A 20,040-nucleotide genomic window follows, 5' to 3' on the forward strand; every position below is an offset into this window, starting at 1 on the left:
TTCCGGGTCCACTCTAGGCGCGTGTACCGACACCTCCGGGGTGCCACTCCGGGTCGTGACGCATGGGACAACTGTGGTACCACGGCGGCGCCGGCCACCGGTTCACAGCGCCAGGAACACGACGACGATCGCGATGAGCAACACCACCGCGATGATCGCCAGCGCCACGGGCAGCCGGTTGGCCGCGGGACGTCCCGATCCGGGCGAACCGACCGGCCCGGCGGGGCCCCGGGGTACCGGGCCACGGAGCGCACCCGGCTGGGCCGCGAGGCCCGGACCGCGCGGCGCACCGGGCTGCGCCGGCGGGGTGCCGTCGGGCCGCAGGTGGTCGTTGCTCTGCCGGAAGGGGTTCGACGGCGGATGCTGCCACACCGCCGGATCGGCGCCGGTCGTCGGCCGCGACCCCGGTCCCGGCTGCACCGCCCGGTCCGAACGAGCCGCACCCCGATCCGAGGGCCTGCCCGGCGGCGTCGCCCGCGCCGGGGTCGCTCGCTGCGTCGCCTGGTGTGCCGGGTCCGGATTCGCGGGGCGACCGGGCCGGGGCGGGCGACGTTCGGTGGGCGCCCGGTCGCCGGCCGGGGGACGTCCGGCGGGCGGCGGGGTCGGCCGACCGGGCCGTACGGGCATCTCCGGCGCGGGCCGCGGGCCGGGAGCGGCGCGGCCGGCCACCTGACCGGGAATCCCCCGGATCGTCTCCGCATCGAGGTCGGCGACCGACCTAGGCCGCACGCTCCGCAGGCTCCTCGCCAGGGCGTCGGCGAACTCCCGACAGCTGGCGAAGCGGTCGTCGGGCGTCTTCGCCATCGCCCGGGCGATGACGGAGTCGGCCTCGGCCGGGAGCCCGGGTACGAGGTCGGACACCCGCGGCACCGGCTCTTTCAGGTGAGCCCCGATGACCGCGCCGTTGTCGCGATCATCGAAGGGCACGCGCCCGGTCAGCAGGTGAAACGCGGTGGCCGCCAGCGAGTACTGATCGGTCCGGCCGTCGAGTCGACGACCCGTCAGCTGCTCGGGCGAGGCGTAGGACAGCGTGGCGAGGACCGTGCCGACCGAGGTGAGCGCCTCGGTCTCGTCGGAGAGCTTGGCGACCCCGAAATCCGTCAGCAGGACCCGCTGCTCGTCGAACGACGAGTCCTCGTCGACCTCGGCGAGCAGGATGTTGGCGGGCTTCACATCGCGATGGAGGAGTCCGCGCCGATTGGCGTGGTCGATCCCCCGCGCCACCTCCGACACGATGTGCACCACGCGCCGCGGGGCGAACCGACCGCGTCCGGCGAGTTCTCGCGCACAATCGGTCCCCGGGACGTACTGCATGGCGATCCACAGTAGGTCGGCCTCCCCGCGTTCCGACGCAACGGGATTCGACGCAACAGGATTCGAGGACGACGACGTCGAGGCGTCCGACCTCGACGGGATCGGCACACTGGCGCGTCCGCGGTTGAAGACGGTGACGATGTTGGGGTGGTCGAGCGTGGCCGCGACCTCCGCCTCGCGCAGGAACCGCCGACGGAAATTGCTGTCGGTGAGTCCGGCCGAGGCCTTGAGCACCTTCAGGGCGTCGTACCGGGGCAGTTCGGGGTGCCGGGCGAGGAAGACGGCGCCCATGCCTCCGCTCCCGAGTACCCGGTCGACGCGGTACCCGGCCACGAGTGTTCCCGGCTCGAGCACCCCCTCAATCTAGGCGAGTTCGGCGGGGATGTCGCCCACAAGCGGCCGATCGAACGGCCTGGTCGGCTCGTGGCAGATCAGGTCGACCGCAGGACGTCGAGCGCGTGCTGCAGGTCCTCCGGGTACGACGAGGTGAACTCCACCTGCCGGCCGTCGGCGGGATGGGCGAACCCCAGCGACCGCGCGTGCAGCCACTGACGTTCGAGACCCAGCTTCTTGGCCAGGACCGGATCGGCACCGTACGTCGGATCACCGCAACACGGATGATGCAGGGCCGAGAAGTGAACCCGGATCTGGTGCGTACGACCCGTTTCGAGGTGCACGTCGAGCAGCGACGCCGACGCGAACATCTCCAGGGTGTCGTAGTGGGTGACGCTCGGTTTGCCGTTCGCGGTGACCGCGAACTTCCAGTCGTTGCCGCGGTGACGGCCGATCGGGGCGTCGATCGTCCCCGACGGCGGGTCGAGGTGCCCCTGGACCAGGGCGTGGTAGCCCTTGTCCACGGTCCGCTGTTTGAACGCACGCTTGAGCAGCGTGTACGCCCGCTCGGACACCGCGACGACCATGACTCCCGAGGTACCGACGTCCAGACGGTGGACGATGCCCTGGCGTTCGTGGGCGCCCGAGGTCGAGATCCGGAAACCCGCTGCCGCGAGCGCCCCGATGACCGTCGGCCCGCTCCAGCCGACGGACGGATGAGCGGCCACCCCCACCGGCTTGTCGACGACGACGATGTCGGAGTCGTGGTAGATGACCTCGAGGTCCTCCACCGGCGTCGGCTCGATACGCAGCGGTTCCGCCGGCTCGGGCAGAGTCACGTGCAGCATCGTGCCCGCGGCGAGCTTGTGGGACTTCCCCACCGCCACGCCGTCGACGATCACGTCGCCGTCCTCGGCGAGGGTGGCGACGACGGTGCGCGACAGCCCGAGCATCCGCGAGACGCCGGCGTCCACCCGCATCCCGTCGAGACCGTCGGGCACCGGTAGGAAACGCGATTCACGCATGAGCGCCGTCCTCGGTGTCGGCGGGATCGCGCCGGTCGTGCCGTGCGGCCCACCCGGTACGGCTGCCGTCATAGTCGAAGCCGAGCGCCGAGAGCACGACGAGCAGGATCGCGCCGCACACCACGGCGGAGTCGGCGACGTTGAACACCGGCCACCATCCCACGGACACGAAGTCGACCACGTGTCCCTGGAAGGGTTGCGGTGCCCGGAAGATGCGGTCCATCAGATTCCCGATGGCGCCGCCGAGCACGAGTGCCAGACCGGCCACCCACCACCAGGACCGCAGTCGGCTGCTGTAGCGGATGATCACGAGGACGACCACGAGGGCGATGATCGAGAGCACCCAGGTGTACCCGGTCGCGAGCGAGAAGGCCGCCCCGCTGTTGCGGATGAGACGCAGGGTCACGAAGTCGCCGATGATCTCCACCGGGCGCGCCGGATCCAGCGTGGCGACCGCGATCGTCTTCGTCAGCTGGTCCAGGCCCAGGATGAGGAGTGCGACGCCGAGCACCGCGATGGTCACCGTCGGCAGCCGGCGGCCGTTCCCGCGTACGGACGTGTCGTCGTCGGGTCCGCGGTCTGCCCCGGGTTCGACACTTCCGTGCGGGTCCACGTGCTCTCGATCCGTCAGGGGTTGGTCATCCACAGGATCATTGTCCACGACTCGTCGAATACCCTGGCTACCCGTGTCCCCGCATCCCCGTCGCCTCCGGTCCGTCGTCTCGTCGATCGCGGCGGCCACCGCGTTGTCGGTACTGGTCGCAGGGTGCTCGTCGGACGCCGACGAGACCGCCGGGGCCGCGGCGTCGAGCACGCCGGCGGGCTGTAGCGCCGACTCGCCGTCCCGTGCGGCCGGTGCGGCGCCGGTCCCGATCGCGCCGGCGACGGTGACGATCGTCGACGCGGGCGCCGGTGAGCGCCGGGTGCCCACGACCGCACCGGACGTCACGGCCGCCCAGTCGGTGACGCTGGTGACGACGTCGGAGGTCGCATCACCGGGCAGCGCGGACGCCCAGACCGTCGAAATGCCCCTCGCGGCGCGCTTCGGCTGTACCGATGTCGCCGACCTCGAACTCGAACTCGGCACCGTCACGTCACCGGACCCGACGCTGAACGATGCGTTGGCGGCGGTGGCCGGCGCGAAGGCGGGGCTCACGCTCGGCCCGGGGTACGCGCCGGTGTCCCTGCGGATCGCACCGCCGGAGTCGGCGGGGGGTGAGGCGCGTCTTGCGGTCGAGCAGGCGCTGGTCTCGGCGTTCAACACTGCGGTGGTCCTGCCGACCGAGCCGGTCGCGGTGGGCGCGACGTGGCGGAGCGAACGGGTCATCGCGTCCGCCGCGACCGTCACCCAGACGATCGAGGCACGACTCACCGCATGGGACGGCAACCGGCTCACCATCGACTACACAGCCGAGGAGACCCCGGTGAACTCGGTGTTCGCGATCCCCGGCGGCGGTGACAGTCTCACCATCAGCCGCTACAGCTACTCCGGCGAGGGGACGGTCACCATCGATCTGACGCGCGGGCTGCCGGTGGCCGGCGAGGCCACCTACCGCGGGGCCCGAGAGCTGGTCGGAGCGGACCCGGGCCGTCCGCTGTTGCAGCAGACCGGGCTGTCGGTGGCCTGGCGCTGAACGCCGACGGCCCCGGGCCGCCGACATCGGTCGGCGACCCGGGGCCGCGGATCTTGCTGTGCGAGAGAGGGCCGGAAGGCCCCGTCGCCGACGCCGCCTACTCGGTGGCGAGGCGGATGGTGGTCAGCTCGCGGGCGCGCACATGGCGCTCTCGACCTGATACAGGCCGAGCAGGTTGCACACGGTCTCGTTCGAGAGCTTCCAGCGTCCGTCGTCGTAGACGATGGTCGACTCGGCGTTGGTCGGCGGGTTGCCCGCGGTCTCGATCCGGACCTTGACGCGCGCCTTGTTGGGGCCGGCGCTGATCACGGGGTTGACCAGGACCCAGTCGACGTCGGAGTTCTCGGCACGCGCCTTGACCAGTTCGTCGAAGATCGCCGGGTCCTTCTCCGAGCCCTCGACGAGCTCGACCTTCTCCGCCCGCGGGATGTTCGGGTCGACCGCCTTGTCGACCAGCTCGTTGAGGGCTGCGATCGACGGCGGGTTGCTGCCGTCGGTGATCTCGGAGCCATCCCCGCCGGCAGCGGCGGTGTCGGTGCTGGTGAGCGTCGGTGCGGGCGGCGCGTCGGCGTCGTCGCCCCCGCAGGCCGCGACGGTGGTCATCAACGCTGCCGCGATCATGGTCGCGCCAAGAAATTTCCGATACTTCAACGATCTCCCTCACTGTGATCTCGGGCATGGGGTGCGCCGGTGGGCGCTCTCGTACCGCGATGCCGGACGTGTCTGCCGGGTACGACCCGGCGACGGCCCACACCACTATGCCAAACAACGAGGACCGGGGGTCCCCGGTGCCGTCGACACGCGACGACGATCCGGCCCGCGGGGGCGTCGCCGAGCCGGCAACGCTTGACGGCCCGGCCGGGTTCCGGTGACCCTTGGGCACCATGACAGGCACCCCTCCCCCCGGCACCTCCGCCATCGTGCTGATCAGCACCGGAGGCACCATCGCCGCCCACACCACCGCCGACGGCGCGGTCCCCGCACTCGGGTCCGCCGATCTCCTCACCTCCACCGGGACGCCCGCCACCGGGCCGGCGATCCGTACCGTCGATCTGATGTCGGTGGACAGCTCGGCGATGACCGTCGCCGACCAGTTCGCCGTGGTCCGCGCGATCGCCGACGCGCTCGCCGACCCCGCCGTCCGCGGCGTGGTGGTCACTCACGGGACCGACACGATGGAGGAGACGGCCTTCCTCGCCGACCTGTACGCGGCCGACGAACGGCCGGTCGTGTTCACCGGCGCCATGCTGCCCTCGGACTCCCCGGCGGCCGACGGTCCGTCGAATCTCACCGCCGCGCTGGCCGCGATCGACGACCCGGCCGCCCGCGGTCGTGGGGTGCTCGTGGCGATGGGCGGCCGGCTTCTCCCTGCCTGCGGCCTGTTCAAGGTCTCCACCACCGACCTCGCCGCCTTCGACACCGTGTGGGGTGTCGATCGCGCGGACGGCCCGCCGGTGCCGCGACGGGTGCTGACCGGACCGGTGCCGCCGGGGCGGGCGGCACGGGTCGACGCCTTCACCCTGTATCCGGGCGTGTCGCCGGGCCTCATCGCCGCGTCCGTCGCCCAGAACGCCGCGGGTCTGGTCCTGGCGGCCACCGGTTCCGGGAACACGCACCCCGACATCACCGCGGAGGTGGCACTCGCCGTGCAGCGCGGGGTGACCGTCGTCGTGACGAGCCGTGTCCCGTACGGCGAGGTGTCGGCGACCTACGGCGGAGGCGGCGGCGCCGTCGATCTGGGTCGGGCCGGGGCGATCGTGTCCCCCTGGTTGCGCGCCCCGCAGGCGCGCATGGCCCTGATCGCCCTGCTGACCTCCGGTCACGACCACGGCGCGATCACAGATTACTTTCTCGCACAACACCACTGAGGAACACGGCCGGGCCCGTCGCGCGCGGATCGCCGGTCAGTCGCGGTCGGGAAGATCCCATTCGAGGCTGTCGAGCGGATCCGCCGGACGGAGGTCGGGGTCGTCGACCGCGAAGGTACGCGTGCGTCCGGGCCCGCTCGTCCGTGTCTCGAACCGGACGGTGACGACGCCGTGCCCGCTGCCCTGGACCCAGCCGTGCCCGTGGTCGGGATGGGTCACATCGGCCCCGGGCCCGAAGCGTCCGGCGGGCATCGAACTGCCACCCGGCGCGAACCGCGGGAGTGCGGAGGACGCATCCGTCGTCTGGTCGGCGGGCGGCACGACGGCACCGTCGGCTCGCGGCTCGGTCGGCGCCGCGTCGGCCGCGTCCACCTGCACCGGCACCGCGACCCCGTCACCGGTGTCCGTCACACCGTCGGCGGTGTCGTGGTGGGTGGTCTGGACATCGCTCACATCCTCCCCACCGACGTCGTCGAACAGGGCATACTGCTGTACCGCGGTCAGTCCCGAGAAGCTCACGCCGACAAGGCGAATGGCCCCGATCGACCGCGGATCGAGCGCGAGTCGCTGCGCCGTCCGCTCGAGGTCGTCGAAGTCGGTGGTGGCCGCGGCGGTCGTCGCCGAGCGCGTCAGGATCGACATGTCGGATCTCTTCAGTTTCAGCACGACGGTGCGCGCACCCCGACCGTCTGCCCGCAGCCGGCGGTGAGCGTCGGTCGCGGCTTTGCGGATGGCGGGACGGAGCGCGTCGAGTTCGACGATGTCCTCGGCGAAGGTCGACTCGGCGCTGATCTGCTTCGCGGAGGCGCGTTCGGCGACGGGACGGTCGTCGATGCCGTGGGCGAGACGATGCAGGGCGGGTCCGACGGTGCCGCCGAGCACGGAGGCCACCTCGACCGGCGACATCGCCGCGAGGTCACCGATGGTCGCGATTCCCAGGCGCGCCAGCCGATCGCCCGACACCGGTCCGATGCCCCACAACTTGCGAACCGGGAGCGAATGCAGGAAGTCCAGCTGACCGGACGGCGGGATCACCATCACCCCATCGGGTTTGGCCATCCCCGAGGCGATCTTCGCCAGTTGCTTGCCACTGCCGAGTCCGACAGACGCGGCGAGTCCGACCTCCCTGCGTATTCGGGAGCGGAGCCTCTCGGCGAAATCGCGGGCCTCGTCGACGGTCGCGCCCGCGAGCTCCGCCGGTTCGCCGAACGCCTCGTCGAACGACAGCGTCTCGATGATCGGAACCTCGTCGCGCACAATGGCGAAGACACGTTTGCTGACCACGCTGTACACCGATCCGCGCGGCGGGATCACCACACCGGTGGGTCCGATGAGCCGGCGCGCCTGGTGCATCGGCATCGCCGAGCCGGCTCCGAACACGCGGGCCTCGTAGCTGGCCCCGGCGACCACCCCGCGTCCGCCGGACCCGCCGACGAGGACGGGACGGCCGCGCAGCGTCGGCCGGGTGAGCTGCTCGACGGAGGCGAAGAACGCGTCCATGTCGAGGTGCATCACCCAGCGCGGACTCCGCTCCGATCCCTGGCCCGACACCGCAGCCAGGGGGTGTCCCGACACCGCACCGCCCGGTTGCGGCGGATCGGACTCGAGACGTGACACCTCACCGAGTCTAGTGAGCTGGGGTGACGGTGAAGACGGGGATCAGGGCGGCGTGCGCGGCGAGTTCCTCGTCCGACGAGGTGACCTCGAGACCCGCGGGCAGGAATCGGGCGACCTCCCAACCCCAGCGTCGCAGGTAGTCCCGGATGACCGGCGGGCGACGCCCGGGGTCGAGTTCGGTGAGCGTGACCACGGTGCGGCGACGCCCACGGCGCAGTTCGACGGTCCCGGCCGCGCGCGCGTTCCGCACCCACTGCGTCTCGCCGCGGACGGCGACGAGATACTCCGCCCCGTCGAGTCGCAGCACGTTGACGGGCACCCGCTGTGGCGTGCCGGTCCGCCGACCGACGACGGTGAGCGTCTGCGCCCCGGCCAGATTGACCCCACGGTCGGCGAGCCAGCGGACCACGCGGTTGAACGCGGCATCGAATCCGCTCGGGGCCCTGTAGTGGGAAGTCGCGGTCACGGCCGGCCTTTCGTCGAGGTGTTGTGACATTCGAGAGCAGTGCTCTCGTTGCAAGTATGCGGGCGTGGCCGCGCAAAATCAAGAGCACCGCTCTCGTTTTGTGGCAGGATCGTCGGCATGGCCACCGGACGGAACCGCGCGGAGAACCGCGCGATGATGACCGACGAGATCCGTCGGCTGGGACGAGAACACCTGACCACCTACGGGGCGGCCGGGCTCTCACTGCGCGCGATCGCGCGCGACCTCGGGATCGTCTCCTCGGCGGTGTACCGCTACGTCCCGAGCCGCGACGAATTGCTGACCATGCTCCTCGTCGAGGCCTACACCGACGTCGCGGATGCGGTCGATGCGGCGGCCGACGCCGTCGATGCCTCCCACCGGCGCGACCGGCTGGCCGCCGCGGCCGCCGCGGCGAGGAACTGGGCGCTGGCCGACCCCGCCCGATGGGCCCTGATCTACGGAAGTCCGGTGCCCGGCTACTCCGCCCCCGGCGAGCGGACCATCGGCCCCGGCACACGTGTCCCCGTCCGGCTCCTCCGCGAGTGCGCCGCCGCCCATCACGAAGGACTGTTGCGTCCCGATCTGCCCGCCCCGACAGCGGAGGTCTCCGCGGACATGGCGGCCATCCGGGACGAGTTCGACCTCGACACGCCGGCCGCGGTCCTCGCCGCGGCCACCACGCTGTGGGCGGTGCTCGTCGGCGCGATCAGCCTGGAGACCTTCGGCCAGTACGGGACCGACACCTTCGCACACCCCGAAGCGCTCTTCCGCTCCCAGATCGACCTGACGTTGTCGACGCTCTTCGCCTGAGATCTCACCGGGCCACGGACCGGAGACGCTCCACCCCGACGAGCTTGTCGGGGTTGCGCATCACGTAGACGTGGTCGACGAGACCCCCGGCCAGGCGCAGCGTCAACACGGTCTGCAACCGACCGTCGTAGTAGACCGCGATCCCCGGCTGACTGTTGAACACCGACGCCTCAGCGCGATAGTCCTCGAAGACCCCACCGATCCGCGCGAACCCCGACATCGCGCGTGCCACATCGCGAGCGCCGTGGACCGGTTGGCGGACCGCGACCACCTTGCCGTCGCTGTCAGCGGTGAACACCACCTCCGGCGCGAGCACAGTCATCAGGGTGCCGAGGTCACCCGATTCGGCGATGGCCAGGAACTCGTCGACGAACTCCACGGTGCGAGCGCTGTCCACCGGCTCGAACGCGGGACGGTGCGCCTCGACGTGGGATCGGGCGCGAAGCGCGGCCTGCTGTATCTCACCCGCGGGCCGCGACAGGATCGTCCCGATCTCCGCAGCGCCGACGCCGAACACATCACCCAACACGTGCACCGTACGGTCGACGGGCGCAAGGGATTCGAGGAGGACCAGGGTGGCCGTGGCGATCGACTCGGCGAGAATCGGGTCGCCCGTCAGGTCGTCGCCGTCCAGCCGGATCGGTTCGGGCAGCCACGGTCCCACGTACTGCCCCTCCGCACTCTGGCGCGACTGCAGGGCGTCGAGCGACTGCCGGGCCACTGCTCCGATCCGGGAGCGCCGGTCATCGCGAGGCGTGGACACCGCCGGCTCGCACCGGAGATCCCGGTCGACGATGGCATCGGCCGTGGTGGCCGAACCCAGGATCTCGTAGGCCACGGTGAACAGCAGTGGCCGCAGCGGGTCGGGACGAGCGACCCGCCGCTCCGCGTCGGTGCCGCTCATGTGTGGTGCTGAACCTCTCATCGATGACCGGGGAACGCGCCGCGGCAACCGGACCGACGCCAACGGATCGGTTCGCCGCCACTGCGATGGGGACCGCGGTGGCGCCGCGAGGCAACGGTCCACACCGTACAGCGACATCTCGACATCGCATGGCCGAAAGCGAGATCTCGTCCCGTTCCCGGCGCGGTCACGCGATCGTCGAGGCCAGCGCGCGGCGGACCCGTCAGCCCGCCTTCGTGACGTCGGCCGTCACGCCGTCACCGAGCTCGATGCTGCCCGCGTCACCGTCGCCGGTGACATCGAATCGCACCGCGAGCACCTCGCCGGCGATCAGGTCGGCGTGCGTCCGCGCCCACTCGAGACGCTCGGCGGGCACGACGAAGCGCACCGCGATCCGGTCGGAGACGTCGAGTCCCAGAGTGCGGCGGGCGTCCTGCAGCTCGCGGACCCGGTCCTTGGCCCAGCCCTCGGCCTCGAGTTCGGGCGTGACCGTCGTGTCCAGGACGACCAGACCGTTCCCACCCGGCAGCTCCGCGGTGGAATCGGGTTCGACGGCCACCAGGCGGCGGGTGAACTCGCCCTCGCGTAGCTCGACGCCGTCGGCGACCACCACCTCGGACCCGTCGGCACCGTCGCCCACCGTCCAGTTCCCCGACTTCACCGCCTTGATCGCGCGCTGCACGTCCTTGCCGAGGCGCGGTCCGGCGGCGCGGGCGTTGACCGCGATCTCGTAGCGTCCGTACTCACTGGCGTCGGCGGCGAGAGTCACGGTCTTGACGTTCATCTCGTCCTTGATCAGGTCGACGAACGGCTCCAGCGACCCCGCTGTGGGCGAGGCGACCGTCAGGCCCGGCAGCGGCAGTCGCACCCGCAGCCTGTTGGCCTTGCGGACACTCGACGCCGTCGAGCACACCGCCTGGACCTGGTCCATCGCGGTGACCAGGTCGGCATCGGCCGGGAGCTCGTCGCTCGTCGGCCAGTCCGTCAGGTGCACCGAGCGCTCGCCGGTGAGACCGCGCCAGATGGCCTCGGTCGCCAGCGGGAGCAACGGCGAGGCGAGCCGGCAGGCCACCTCGAGCACGGTGTACAGGGTGTCGAACGCGTCGGTGTCCTCGTCCTGACCGGCCCAGAAGCGCGCCCGCGAACGTCGCACGTACCAGTTGGTGAGCGACTCGACGAACTCGCGGAAGGCGTCGCACGCCCCCGCGATGTCGTAGATGTCGAGGGCCTCGGTCATCGAGTCACGGGTCGTCGCCAGCTTCGCCAGGATGTAGCGATCCAGCACATGCTCCGAGTTCGTCCGCCAGGTCGCCGGCCGCTCGGCATACAGCTGCAGGAAGCTGTAGGCGTTCCACAGTGGCAGGAGCGCCTGACGGACCCCCTCGCGGATGCCTCGCTCCGTCACGACGAGGTTGCCTCCGCGCAGGATCGGCGAGGCCATGAGGAACCACCTCATCGCATCCGAACCGTCGCGGTCGAAGACCTCGTTCACGTCGGGGTAATTGCGCTTCGACTTGGACATCTTCTGGCCGTCGTCACCGAGCACGATCCCGTGCGCGGCGACCGTCTTGAACGCCGGGCGGTCGAACAGGGCGGTGGCCAGGACGTGGAGCGTGTAGAACCAGCCGCGGGTCTGGCCGTTGTACTCGACGATGAAGTCGCCCGGATTGTGTGCCGGGGCATGGGCGGAGTCTCCCCCGTCGAACCAGTCGCGGTTCTCGAAGGGATAGTGCACCTGCGCAAAGGGCATCGAGCCCGATTCGAACCAGCAGTCGAGGACCTCGGGCACGCGCCGCATCGTCGACTTCCCGCTCGGGTCATCGGGATTCGGGCGGGTGAGCTCGTCGATGAACGGGCGGTGCAGATTGTCCGGCCGTACCCCGAAGTCGCGTTCGAGGTCGTCGAGCGAACCGTAGACGTCGATACGCGGGAACTCGGGGTCGTCCGAGACCCACACCGGAAGGGGCGCACCCCAGTAACGGTTGCGGCTGATGTTCCAGTCCCGCGCGCCCTCGAGCCACTTGCCGAACTGTCCGTCCCGGATGTGTTCGGGCACCCAGACGATCTGCTTGTTCAGCTCGACCATGCGGTCGCGGAACTGCGTCACCGCGACGAACCAGGACGGCACCGCCATGTAGATGAGCGGCTGGCCCGACCGCCACGAGTGCGGGTAGGAGTGCTCGATGGTCTCGTGGCGGAGGATGCGCCCGGTTTCTTTGAGATCCTTGATGATCACCGGGTTGGCGTCGAAGACCATCAACCCCTCGTAGGGCTGGACCTGCGCGGTGAAACGTCCGCCCGGATCGAGCGGCTGCACCACCTCGATGCCGTTGGCGGTCGCGAGGTCCATGTCCTCCTCACCGAAAGCCGGTGCGAGATGGACGATTCCAGTGCCGCTGTCGGTGGTCACGTAGTCGCCCAGCAGCACCCGGTGCGAGTTCGGGTGTCCGGCAAAGAAATCGAAGGGCGGTGTGTAGGACAGGTCCTTCAGTTCCACGCCGCGGTGGGTGCCGAGCACCTCCGGGTCGACGATCTCCTTCGCGTACGCCCCGAGCAGCGCCTCAGCGAGAAGATACTCCTGACCGTCACCGGCCCTGACGTGCACGTACGTGACGTCGGGGTTGACGGCGATGGCGAGGTTGGACGGCAGGGTCCACGGCGTCGTCGTCCAGATGAGCGCGTTGACACCGTCCAGCGTCGAGAGCGGACCGTCGGGCACCGAGAGCGGCATCGTGACGGTGACCGCCGGGTCCTGCCGCATCCGGTAGGCGTCATCGAGCTTGGACTCCTGGTTCGACAGCGGCGTCTGCTCGTACCAGCTGTACGGCAGCACCCGATAACCCTGGTAGATGAGCCCCTTGTCGTAGAGCGCCTTGAACGCCCACATCACCGACTCCATGAAGTCGAGATCGAGGGTCTTGTAGTCGTTGTCGAAGTCGACCCAGCGGGCCTGCCGGGTCACGTAGTCACGCCACTCCCCGGTGTACCGCAGCACCGAGTCACGGCAGTACTCGTTGAACTTGGCCATGCCCATCTTCTCGATCTCCGACTTGTCGGTGATCCCGAGCTGGCGTTCGGCCTCCAGTTCGGCGGGCAGACCGTGTGTGTCCCAGCCGAATCGACGGTCCACCTTCTTGCCGCGCATGGTCTGGTACCGCGGCACCAGATCCTTGACGTACCCGGTCAGCAGATGACCGTAGTGCGGCAGTCCGTTCGCGAACGGCGGGCCGTCGTAGAAGACGAATTCCTCGGCGTCGGCTCGATTCTCGATCGACGCGGCGAAGGTCGAATCAGAGTCCCAGTACTGCAGCACCCGCTGTTCCACGGACGGGAAGTCGGGGGCGCTGCGCCCGGTGCCCCCGGTCATGTCGACCTTCGGGTACACCCGTGCGTTCTGGGTGGGGTCGGTCGCGTCGCTCACGCTGGTCTCCTCGTGCCTGGTGATGTCTCATCGGCACGGGGACGCATTCCGGAGGACTGCGCGGTACCACCCCGCTTGCGCCGGGGATCCGGCGCCACTCGACGAACCGCCACGGTGGGTGACCGGACGATCCTGCGGCTGTGACGGGCCGCGCCCGCCCGGTTCTACTGAGGACCCGAGGGCCTGTTCTTCCGGGTGCTCCCCGGTGATGGCCGGATCAACGCGTCAACCAGTGTAGCGACGACCCGTCCGATGGAGCCAGGGGGTTACCCGAGCACCGGGATGCGCAACCCGACCGATCAGTCGGGCGGTGGGTGCCAATTCGGATCAAGCGGATCGAAATCCGCTCGCCGACGGCGCGACGCGGAATCGTCGGGGTGTTCGGAAGAAGTTGCCCAGTCGTCCGGTCCGGCGGCGTCACCGCCGGGCACGTCCTCTCCGACCCACCCTGACTGCGCCGGATCGAACGGGCCTCGACCCGGTGACGGCGCGGCCGGCGGGCGTTGTCCCGACACCGCCGGTCGACCGGGCTGACGTGGCGACTGCGACTGGCCGGATTCTCGGGGGTCGGGCGGCGGCCCGAACTGTCCCGGCGCGCGACGCTGCTGCGTCCACGCAGGCTGATCGACTCCGGGATGCTGCCGTTGCGGAACCCCGCCGGGTGGTGGAGAACCGTAGGGCTGCGGAGTGGGCCGGCCCCGCGGATCGGGGCGTCCACCCGGGGCTGCGACACCTTCAGGGGCTCCGCTGTGTGTCGGGGCGCCCGCACTCGGGGCGTCTACGCCGACCGAGCGCAGATAGTCCTCCAGGTTGCCCTCGCGACGTTCGGGGGCGGGGCGATTCGGGGGCGCGGAACCCTCCGGCGCCGCCATCCCCGGCTCGAACGAGCCGGGCCGGTACGCCACGGTCTCGGAATCGTCCGATGCGGCGGGGTCGGGCACGGAGTACCGGCGGGTGGGCGCATCGGCAGAGCCCTCGGCCGACCCGTTCTCGGCTCGGACCGAGGAGTCCTGGGAGGCGGCTTTCGCCGAACCTTCGTCGGGCGTGTCACGACCGGCACCCGGGACCATGTCCTCGAGTGACCGGCCCGCATCGCCCTTACGACCGGCGAACACATCCACCAGCAGGAAACCGAGGCCGACGAGACAGACCACGATGCAGGCCACCGCGAGCCACACGGTCCCGGTGATGAGGCCGAGGATGAGCAGCACGAACCCCAGAAGGGTCGCGGCCAGGGCCAAGGTCAGCACATCACCAGCCTAGTGCGCACCGGTTCGCCCAGGTCAGCTGGGTGAGTAGCTGCTGAATCCACCATTACCCGGATCGTTGGAGAACGATTGATCGGGCCGGCCACCCTCGACGGGAGCCGCACTGCCGCGCTGCTGGAGTTCTTCGAGCTGCGATTCGAGGTAGGTCTTCAGACGCGTGCGGTACTCGCGCTCGAAGGTCTTGAGCTGTTCGATCCGGCCCTCGAGAACGCCCCGCTGCTGGTTGATGGTGCCCATGATCTCGCTGTGCTTGCGCTCGGCGTCGCTCTGCAGCGCGTCCGCACGTTCCTGCGCCTGGCGCAGCTGCGCCTCCGACCGCGTCTGCGCGTCGGCGAGGATGGCCTCCGACCGCTGGCGGGCATCGGCGAGCATGGCGTCGGACTTGGTCTGCGCCTCGGAGACCAGCGTGTCGGCGCGGGTCTGAGCATCGGACAGCATCGCGTCGGCGTCCGCGCGGGCGCTCCCGGTCAGACGGTCCGCGGTGTCCTGGGCCAGGGCCAGCACGCGCGCCGCGCGCACGTTCGCATCGTCGTTGGTCGGCTGCGGGGCCGGCGTCGGGGCCGGCGTCGGGGCCGGGGCGGGAGGCTCGGGTGCCGCCGCGGGCTTGGCGAACATCTGCGTTCGGTCGTCCGCCGACGAGCCGGCACCGGAGCGGGCGTCGGCGAGCTCACCCTCGAGCTCCTCGACGCGCTGCTTGAGGTCGGTGTTCTCCTCGATCAGCCGGGCGAGCTCGGCTTCGACGAAGTCGAGGAACTGATCGACCTCATCCTCGTTGTAACCGCGCTTACCGATGGGCGGTTTGCTGAACGCGACGTTGTGCACATCAGCTGGAGTCAGCCGCATGTCGGTTCCCCTCGTGTCTGGTGGTGAACTTGTGTTCAGTTGGCGGGCCGTCCAACCCGGATCGCGCGACGGTGAGTCGTTCGACCAATACAGGTTGTCACTAACTATTCATACCAGTCAAAAATTGTAACTGGCGTCCAATCCTGTCACACGCGAACCGTTGGTTGCATCTCTGCGATGCGCTGTTGAAATGAAACAGTCATCCGAAGATGACTTACAACGGTAGACCATCTCGGTAACGCGGGGTACCCGCCGCCGGACCGGGGCGCCACTCGCGGGCGACGAGCCCCGGTGACCGTCGCAGTGTGGATAGGACGGGACGAGATCAGGATCGGATGAGATGTGCGGCGATCGCCAGCGAATCGGCCAGTGCGTCGGCGCGCAGACCGTTCACGATGTTCATGCCGATGATCACGACGAGCATCACGATCATCAACGACAGGTCCAGCCGGATGGGACCGAGTGGAATCGGCGGGAGGACGCGACGCAGGGCCTTGATCGGGGGATCGGTCACGGTGAAGACCATCTCGATGACGACGACCGCCGCGCCGGTCGGACGCCATTCGCGAGCGAAGGTGCGGACCAGTTCGACGACCAGCCGGCCGAGGAGGAGCAACCAGAAGATCAGCAGGATGTAGTACAAGACGCTCAACAGAATCGCAGCCACGCGTCAAGAGTGCCTGAACATGACGGGCGACGGCGAACCGAGGTACCCGTCGCCGGTCAGGCGTGGTTGTAGAAGCCCGTCTCGGCGATCTTGCGGCGGTCTTCCGGCGACACGTCGACGTCGGCGGGCGACAGCAGGAAGACCTTCGTGGCGACCTTGTCGAACGACCCGCGCAGGGCGAACGCGAGGCCGGCGGCGAAGTCGACGAGGCGCTTGGCGTCGTCGTTGCTCATGTCGACGAGATCCATGATGACCGGGTTGCCGTCGCGGAACCGCTCGCCGATGGTCCGCGCCTCGCCGTAGTCCGACGGTCGGAGGGTCGTGATCTTCTGCAGGGGGCTGTCGGCGAAGACGCGCTCGAGCTCGACGCGTGGGTCGGCACCCATCGAACGCGGTGCGGTGGCGGCGCGCAGGGACGCGCTCGACGAGCGCTGCAGGGGTTCGAGACGAGCGGGCGCCCGCATCGGGCCGTCGCCGGCCGCGCGCGGGGCGGCGTAGGCGTACTCCGCGGCGAGGTCGAAGCCGGCGTCGTAGTGGCGGTCGGCCAGCTCGTCGCGGTATGCCATTTCCTCGCGGTAGCCGGCATCACGGAACGACGGCTCGTAGCCGGGATCGTAGGACGAGTCCCCGTAGTAGTCGTCGCGGTAGGCACGCTCACGAGACCGCTCACGCAGCGGCGGGGCCGACTCCTCGAGGTAGTCGTCCTCGTATTCGCTGGGCGGCACCATGCCGAAGTAAGCCTTGAACTTCTGCATCGTGGTCATTGACGGCCTCTCTGGTAGTGCGACGCCGGTTTCTGCCGTGCCGGGTGGTGCATCTGTGGTCAGTGAGTTCTTTGCGGTTCTTGAGTCACTTGGTTCTGGTGTTACCAATGTGATTACTGAGAGACTAGCGGCCGCTCGCCCATGATCGCGGTTCCGACACGCACGCATGTCGAGCCCGCGGCAATCGCCGCTTCCATGTCACCGGACATGCCCGCGGACAGTTCCGCGGCGTCGTCGAACCGACCCCGGAACGCGGCGTGGATCCGCGCCGTCTCGGCCATCCAGTGCTCGGGCTCGCCGTGTAGCGGCGCGATGACCATGAGCCCGCGCAGCCGGAGCGGCTCCGCGTCGACGACCTGCTCGGCCAGACGTGTCAGGTCGTCCTCGACGACGCCGCCGCGGTGCGGATCGCCGTCGAGGCTGACCTGGAGCAAAATGCCCAGCGGGTCGGCCCGGTCGCCGTCGTCCAGCGCGGCGGCGGCGGCGCGGTCGAGGGCCTCGACGACCTTCGGACGGTCGACCGAGTGCACCGTGCGCGCCCACCGCGCAACCGACCGTGCCTTCTTGGACTGCACCGAGCCGATCATGTCGAAGACGGGGACGTCGCCGGGGTCCGGCGACTCCCAGTCGCCGAGCACGTCGGCCACCTTCCGTCCCGCTTCGGGCTCGCGCGACTCCCCGAAGGCACGTTCCCCGAGCTGGAGCAGCCTGCGGACGTCGTCCGCGGGAAAGAACTTCGTCACCACGAGGAGTTCGCACGATCCGGCCGGACGCTGGGCGGCCTCGACCGCGGCCTCGAGGCGGCGGCGTACGGCCGCCAGCCGGTCCCCCAGTTCGACGGTGCGCGTATCAGATGACCCGGTCATGTCCCCATCCTTCTCGCCTCTGGGGTCATTCCCCGAGCGGGCCCCGCTCGCCGGGACGATCGTCGTTCGTCTCGTCGGAGTCCGGGTTCGGGTCCATCCAGATGACCGACGCGAGGCGTCCGGTGGGCGCGCCGCGGCGATGGCTGAAGAGACTCGGGTCCGAGATGGTGCAGCGCGGATCGACCGCCACTCCCCCGACCCCCGCGTCGAGCAGCTGGCGTCGCAGACCGGCGCGGAGGTCGAGACCGGTGGTGCCCTTCTTCGTCCGAACAGCACTGCCGGGCAGATGCTTTTCGACGTCGGCCTGCATCGCCGGCGGGACCTCGTAGTGGTCACCGCTCGCCGCCGGTCCGAGAAAGGCTCCGATGGACTCGACGCGGGCGCCGAGTTCGACCATCGCGCGCAGAGTGGCGGGCACGATGCCGATCCGGGCGCCGACCCGTCCCGCATGGACTCCCGCGATCACGCCGGCCTCGTCGTCGCTCAGGAGCACCGGGACGCAGTCGGCCGACAACACCGCGAGGGCGAGGCCGGGCGTGGTGGTGACCAGTGCATCGGTGGCCGGCACCGGCTCGGCGACCGGCCCGTCGACCACGGTGACGTTGCGACTGTGGATCTGCTCCATCCACACCACCGAGCCACTGTCCACCCCGATCTGCTCGGCCAGTCGAATCCTGTTGGCCGCCACCGCTTCCGGATCGTCTCCGACGTGATCACCGAGATTGAACGACTCGTACGGTGACACCGAGACCCCGCCGGCACGGGTGGTGATGACACGCCGCACCCGCATCCGCGGACTCAGCGCTTCATGAACGACGGCACGTCGACGTCGTCGTCGTCCAGCCGAACGGTGTTGCGGCGGGGCGGTTCCGGCTCCTGCTCGAACGGATCACCCGCGCCCTTCGGCATGTCCCCGAAGAGCGGATCGTTCTTCGGCGGCGACGTCACGGCGCCGGCCTGGCCCTGCCCGACCGCGGTGCGTCCCGCGGCCGACGGCACATCGGAACGCTTCTTGGGCGTACCGCCGTCGAATCCGGCCGCGATGACGGTGACCCGCACCTCGTCGCCCAGGTTGTCGTCGATCACCGTGCCGAAGATGATGTTGGCGTCCTCGTGGGCGGCCTCCTGCACCTGGGTCGCGGCGTTGTGGATCTCGAACAGGCCGAGGTCGCTGCCGCCGGCGATCGAGATCAGCACGCCCCGGGCGCCCTCCATCGAGGCCTCCAGCAGCGGCGAGTTGATCGCGGACTCCGCGGCCTTGCGCGCACGCTCCTCACCGCGGGCCGAACCGATGCCCATCAGCGCGCTACCGGCGTCGCTCATGACGCCCTTCACATCGGCGAAGTCGACGTTGATCAGCCCAGGGGTGGTGATGAGGTCGGTGATGCCCTGCACGCCGTTGAGGAGCACCTCGTCGGCACTGCGGAACGCGTCCATCAGGCTGACCTGCGCGTCACCGAGCTGCAGCAGACGGTCGTTCGGGATGACGATGAGGGTGTCGCACGATTCGCGCAGGGCGGTGATGCCCGCCTCGGCCTGTCCGCCACGACGCTTGCCCTCGAAGGAGAACGGACGGGTGACCACGCCGACGGTCAGCGCACCGAGCTTCCGCGCGATCTGCGCGACGACCGGCGCACCGCCGGTACCGGTGCCGCCGCCCTCACCCGCGGTGACGAACACCATGTCGGCGCCCTTGAGCAGTTCTTCGATCTCGTCGCGTGCATCCTCGGCGGCGCGGCGGCCGACCTCGGGATCGGCGCCCGCGCCGAGACCGCGGGTCGAGTCGCGGCCGACGTCGAGCTTGACGTCGGCATCGCTCATCAGTAGCGCCTGCGCGTCGGTGTTGATCGCGATGAACTCGACTCCCTTGAGTCCCTGTTCGATCATCCGGTTGACGGCATTCACGCCGCCACCGCCGATGCCGACGACCTTGATGACGGCCAGGTAGTTGTGCGGTGGCGTCATGCGCTCGCCTTCCTTGTGTGGGTCGATCTCGTGGTGATTCGTCTGTGTGGACCTGCTGGTCCACGGTCCGCTCGCGACAAACCCTAAACCTGAACCATAGATTTAGAGTTATGTCAAGTAACTCGTTGTGGTCATGACGCTAGGCATCGAGGGCCCAGGTATCCAGATCCGCCCTCGGCGTGTCGGCAAGTCGCACCCGAATTCCGCCGGAAATCCCGGCTTTTCGTCGGTATTCGGGAACATTCGGCTCCCGCGGCTTAGCTCCGCACCGCCCA

Annotated in this window: 18 protein-coding genes; 3 read left to right on the forward strand and 15 right to left on the reverse strand. The window is 69.7% G+C overall.

What is annotated here, in order from left to right:
* Positions 1 to 102: 102 nt before the first annotated feature.
* From KTR9_RS16215 to lspA, 3 genes are all read right to left on the reverse strand, one after another.
* On the reverse strand, positions 103 to 1,668 hold the full coding sequence (locus KTR9_RS16215; protein ID WP_014927277.1) for a serine/threonine-protein kinase: 1,566 nt from the start codon (positions 1,666 to 1,668) through the stop codon (positions 103 to 105).
* 77 nt (positions 1,669 to 1,745) lie between these two features.
* Complete coding sequence (locus KTR9_RS16220) at positions 1,746 to 2,672, reverse strand: RluA family pseudouridine synthase (RefSeq protein WP_014927278.1); 927 nt, start codon at positions 2,670 to 2,672, stop codon at positions 1,746 to 1,748.
* Positions 2,665 to 3,318, reverse strand: coding sequence for a signal peptidase II (lspA, locus tag KTR9_RS16225; protein WP_238553895.1), 654 nt, complete (start codon positions 3,316 to 3,318; stop codon positions 2,665 to 2,667). The genes KTR9_RS16220 and lspA overlap by 8 nt, the downstream gene beginning before the upstream one ends.
* 40 nt (positions 3,319 to 3,358) lie before the next feature.
* Here lspA and KTR9_RS16230 point away from each other — a divergent pair, with 40 nt between their 5' ends.
* Positions 3,359 to 4,306, forward strand: a complete 948-nt coding sequence (locus KTR9_RS16230) for a hypothetical protein (protein WP_010843682.1) — start codon at positions 3,359 to 3,361, stop codon at positions 4,304 to 4,306.
* A gap of 123 nt (positions 4,307 to 4,429) precedes the next feature.
* Here the strand turns inward: KTR9_RS16230 and KTR9_RS16235 are convergent, their stop codons facing one another.
* A complete protein-coding gene (locus KTR9_RS16235) occupies positions 4,430 to 4,909 on the reverse strand; it encodes a hypothetical protein (protein ID WP_193363197.1) in 480 nt (159 codons plus the stop codon).
* Between the two features lie 281 nt (positions 4,910 to 5,190).
* Here KTR9_RS16235 and KTR9_RS16245 point away from each other — a divergent pair, with 281 nt between their 5' ends.
* Positions 5,191 to 6,174, forward strand: a complete 984-nt coding sequence (locus tag KTR9_RS16245; protein ID WP_010843679.1) for an asparaginase — start codon at positions 5,191 to 5,193, stop codon at positions 6,172 to 6,174.
* A gap of 36 nt (positions 6,175 to 6,210) precedes the next feature.
* Here KTR9_RS16245 and KTR9_RS16250 read toward each other — a convergent pair whose 3' ends face one another.
* On the reverse strand, positions 6,211 to 7,686 hold the full coding sequence (locus KTR9_RS16250) for a DNA polymerase IV (protein WP_148281296.1): 1,476 nt from the start codon (positions 7,684 to 7,686) through the stop codon (positions 6,211 to 6,213).
* A 115-nt stretch (positions 7,687 to 7,801) separates the two neighbouring features.
* Positions 7,802 to 8,257 (reverse strand): nitroreductase family deazaflavin-dependent oxidoreductase, encoded by a 456-nt coding sequence (locus KTR9_RS16255; protein ID WP_010843677.1) that lies wholly within the window; start codon positions 8,255 to 8,257, stop codon positions 7,802 to 7,804.
* Positions 8,258 to 8,374: 117 nt separating this feature from the next.
* On the opposite strand from KTR9_RS16255, the gene KTR9_RS16260 reads away from it, so the two are divergent.
* Entirely contained in the window at positions 8,375 to 9,067 is a 693-nt protein-coding gene (locus KTR9_RS16260) for a TetR/AcrR family transcriptional regulator (RefSeq protein WP_014927281.1), read from the forward strand.
* Positions 9,068 to 9,071: 4 nt separating this feature from the next.
* Here KTR9_RS16260 and KTR9_RS16265 read toward each other — a convergent pair whose 3' ends face one another.
* The 9 genes from KTR9_RS16265 to ftsZ form a co-directional block, all read right to left on the reverse strand.
* Positions 9,072 to 9,971 carry an RNA polymerase sigma24 factor gene (locus KTR9_RS16265; protein WP_014927282.1) on the reverse strand — a complete coding sequence of 300 codons (900 nt, stop codon included), beginning with the start codon at positions 9,969 to 9,971 and terminating at the stop codon, positions 9,072 to 9,074.
* A 223-nt stretch (positions 9,972 to 10,194) separates the two neighbouring features.
* Complete coding sequence (gene ileS / locus KTR9_RS16270; RefSeq protein WP_443134923.1) at positions 10,195 to 13,338, reverse strand: isoleucine--tRNA ligase; 3,144 nt, start codon at positions 13,336 to 13,338, stop codon at positions 10,195 to 10,197.
* Between the two features lie 353 nt (positions 13,339 to 13,691).
* The gene (locus KTR9_RS16280; protein WP_044506911.1) at positions 13,692 to 14,642 is read right to left on the reverse strand and encodes a hypothetical protein; all 951 of its coding nucleotides are present in this window, start codon (positions 14,640 to 14,642) and stop codon (positions 13,692 to 13,694) included.
* A 33-nt stretch (positions 14,643 to 14,675) separates the two neighbouring features.
* Positions 14,676 to 15,503: a DivIVA-like cell division protein Wag31 gene (gene wag31 / locus KTR9_RS16285; protein ID WP_014927285.1), complete on the reverse strand. Its 828-nt coding sequence runs from the start codon at positions 15,501 to 15,503 to the stop codon at positions 14,676 to 14,678.
* Positions 15,504 to 15,828: 325 nt separating this feature from the next.
* The gene (locus tag KTR9_RS16290) at positions 15,829 to 16,170 is read right to left on the reverse strand and encodes a YggT family protein (protein WP_014927286.1); all 342 of its coding nucleotides are present in this window, start codon (positions 16,168 to 16,170) and stop codon (positions 15,829 to 15,831) included.
* A gap of 56 nt (positions 16,171 to 16,226) precedes the next feature.
* Positions 16,227 to 16,934 (reverse strand): cell division protein SepF, encoded by a 708-nt coding sequence (locus KTR9_RS16295; protein ID WP_010843670.1) that lies wholly within the window; start codon positions 16,932 to 16,934, stop codon positions 16,227 to 16,229.
* Between the two features lie 113 nt (positions 16,935 to 17,047).
* Complete coding sequence (locus KTR9_RS16300) at positions 17,048 to 17,800, reverse strand: YggS family pyridoxal phosphate-dependent enzyme (protein ID WP_014927287.1); 753 nt, start codon at positions 17,798 to 17,800, stop codon at positions 17,048 to 17,050.
* Positions 17,801 to 17,825: 25 nt separating this feature from the next.
* Positions 17,826 to 18,590 (reverse strand): peptidoglycan editing factor PgeF, encoded by a 765-nt coding sequence (pgeF, locus tag KTR9_RS16305; protein WP_014927288.1) that lies wholly within the window; start codon positions 18,588 to 18,590, stop codon positions 17,826 to 17,828.
* 8 nt (positions 18,591 to 18,598) lie between these two features.
* Positions 18,599 to 19,765 carry a cell division protein FtsZ gene (gene ftsZ / locus KTR9_RS16310; RefSeq protein ID WP_014927289.1) on the reverse strand — a complete coding sequence of 389 codons (1,167 nt, stop codon included), beginning with the start codon at positions 19,763 to 19,765 and terminating at the stop codon, positions 18,599 to 18,601.
* Between the last annotated feature and the right edge of the window lie 275 nt (positions 19,766 to 20,040).

This window comes from Gordonia sp. KTR9 (genome assembly GCF_000143885.2).
Classification (GTDB): domain Bacteria; phylum Actinomycetota; class Actinomycetes; order Mycobacteriales; family Mycobacteriaceae; genus Gordonia.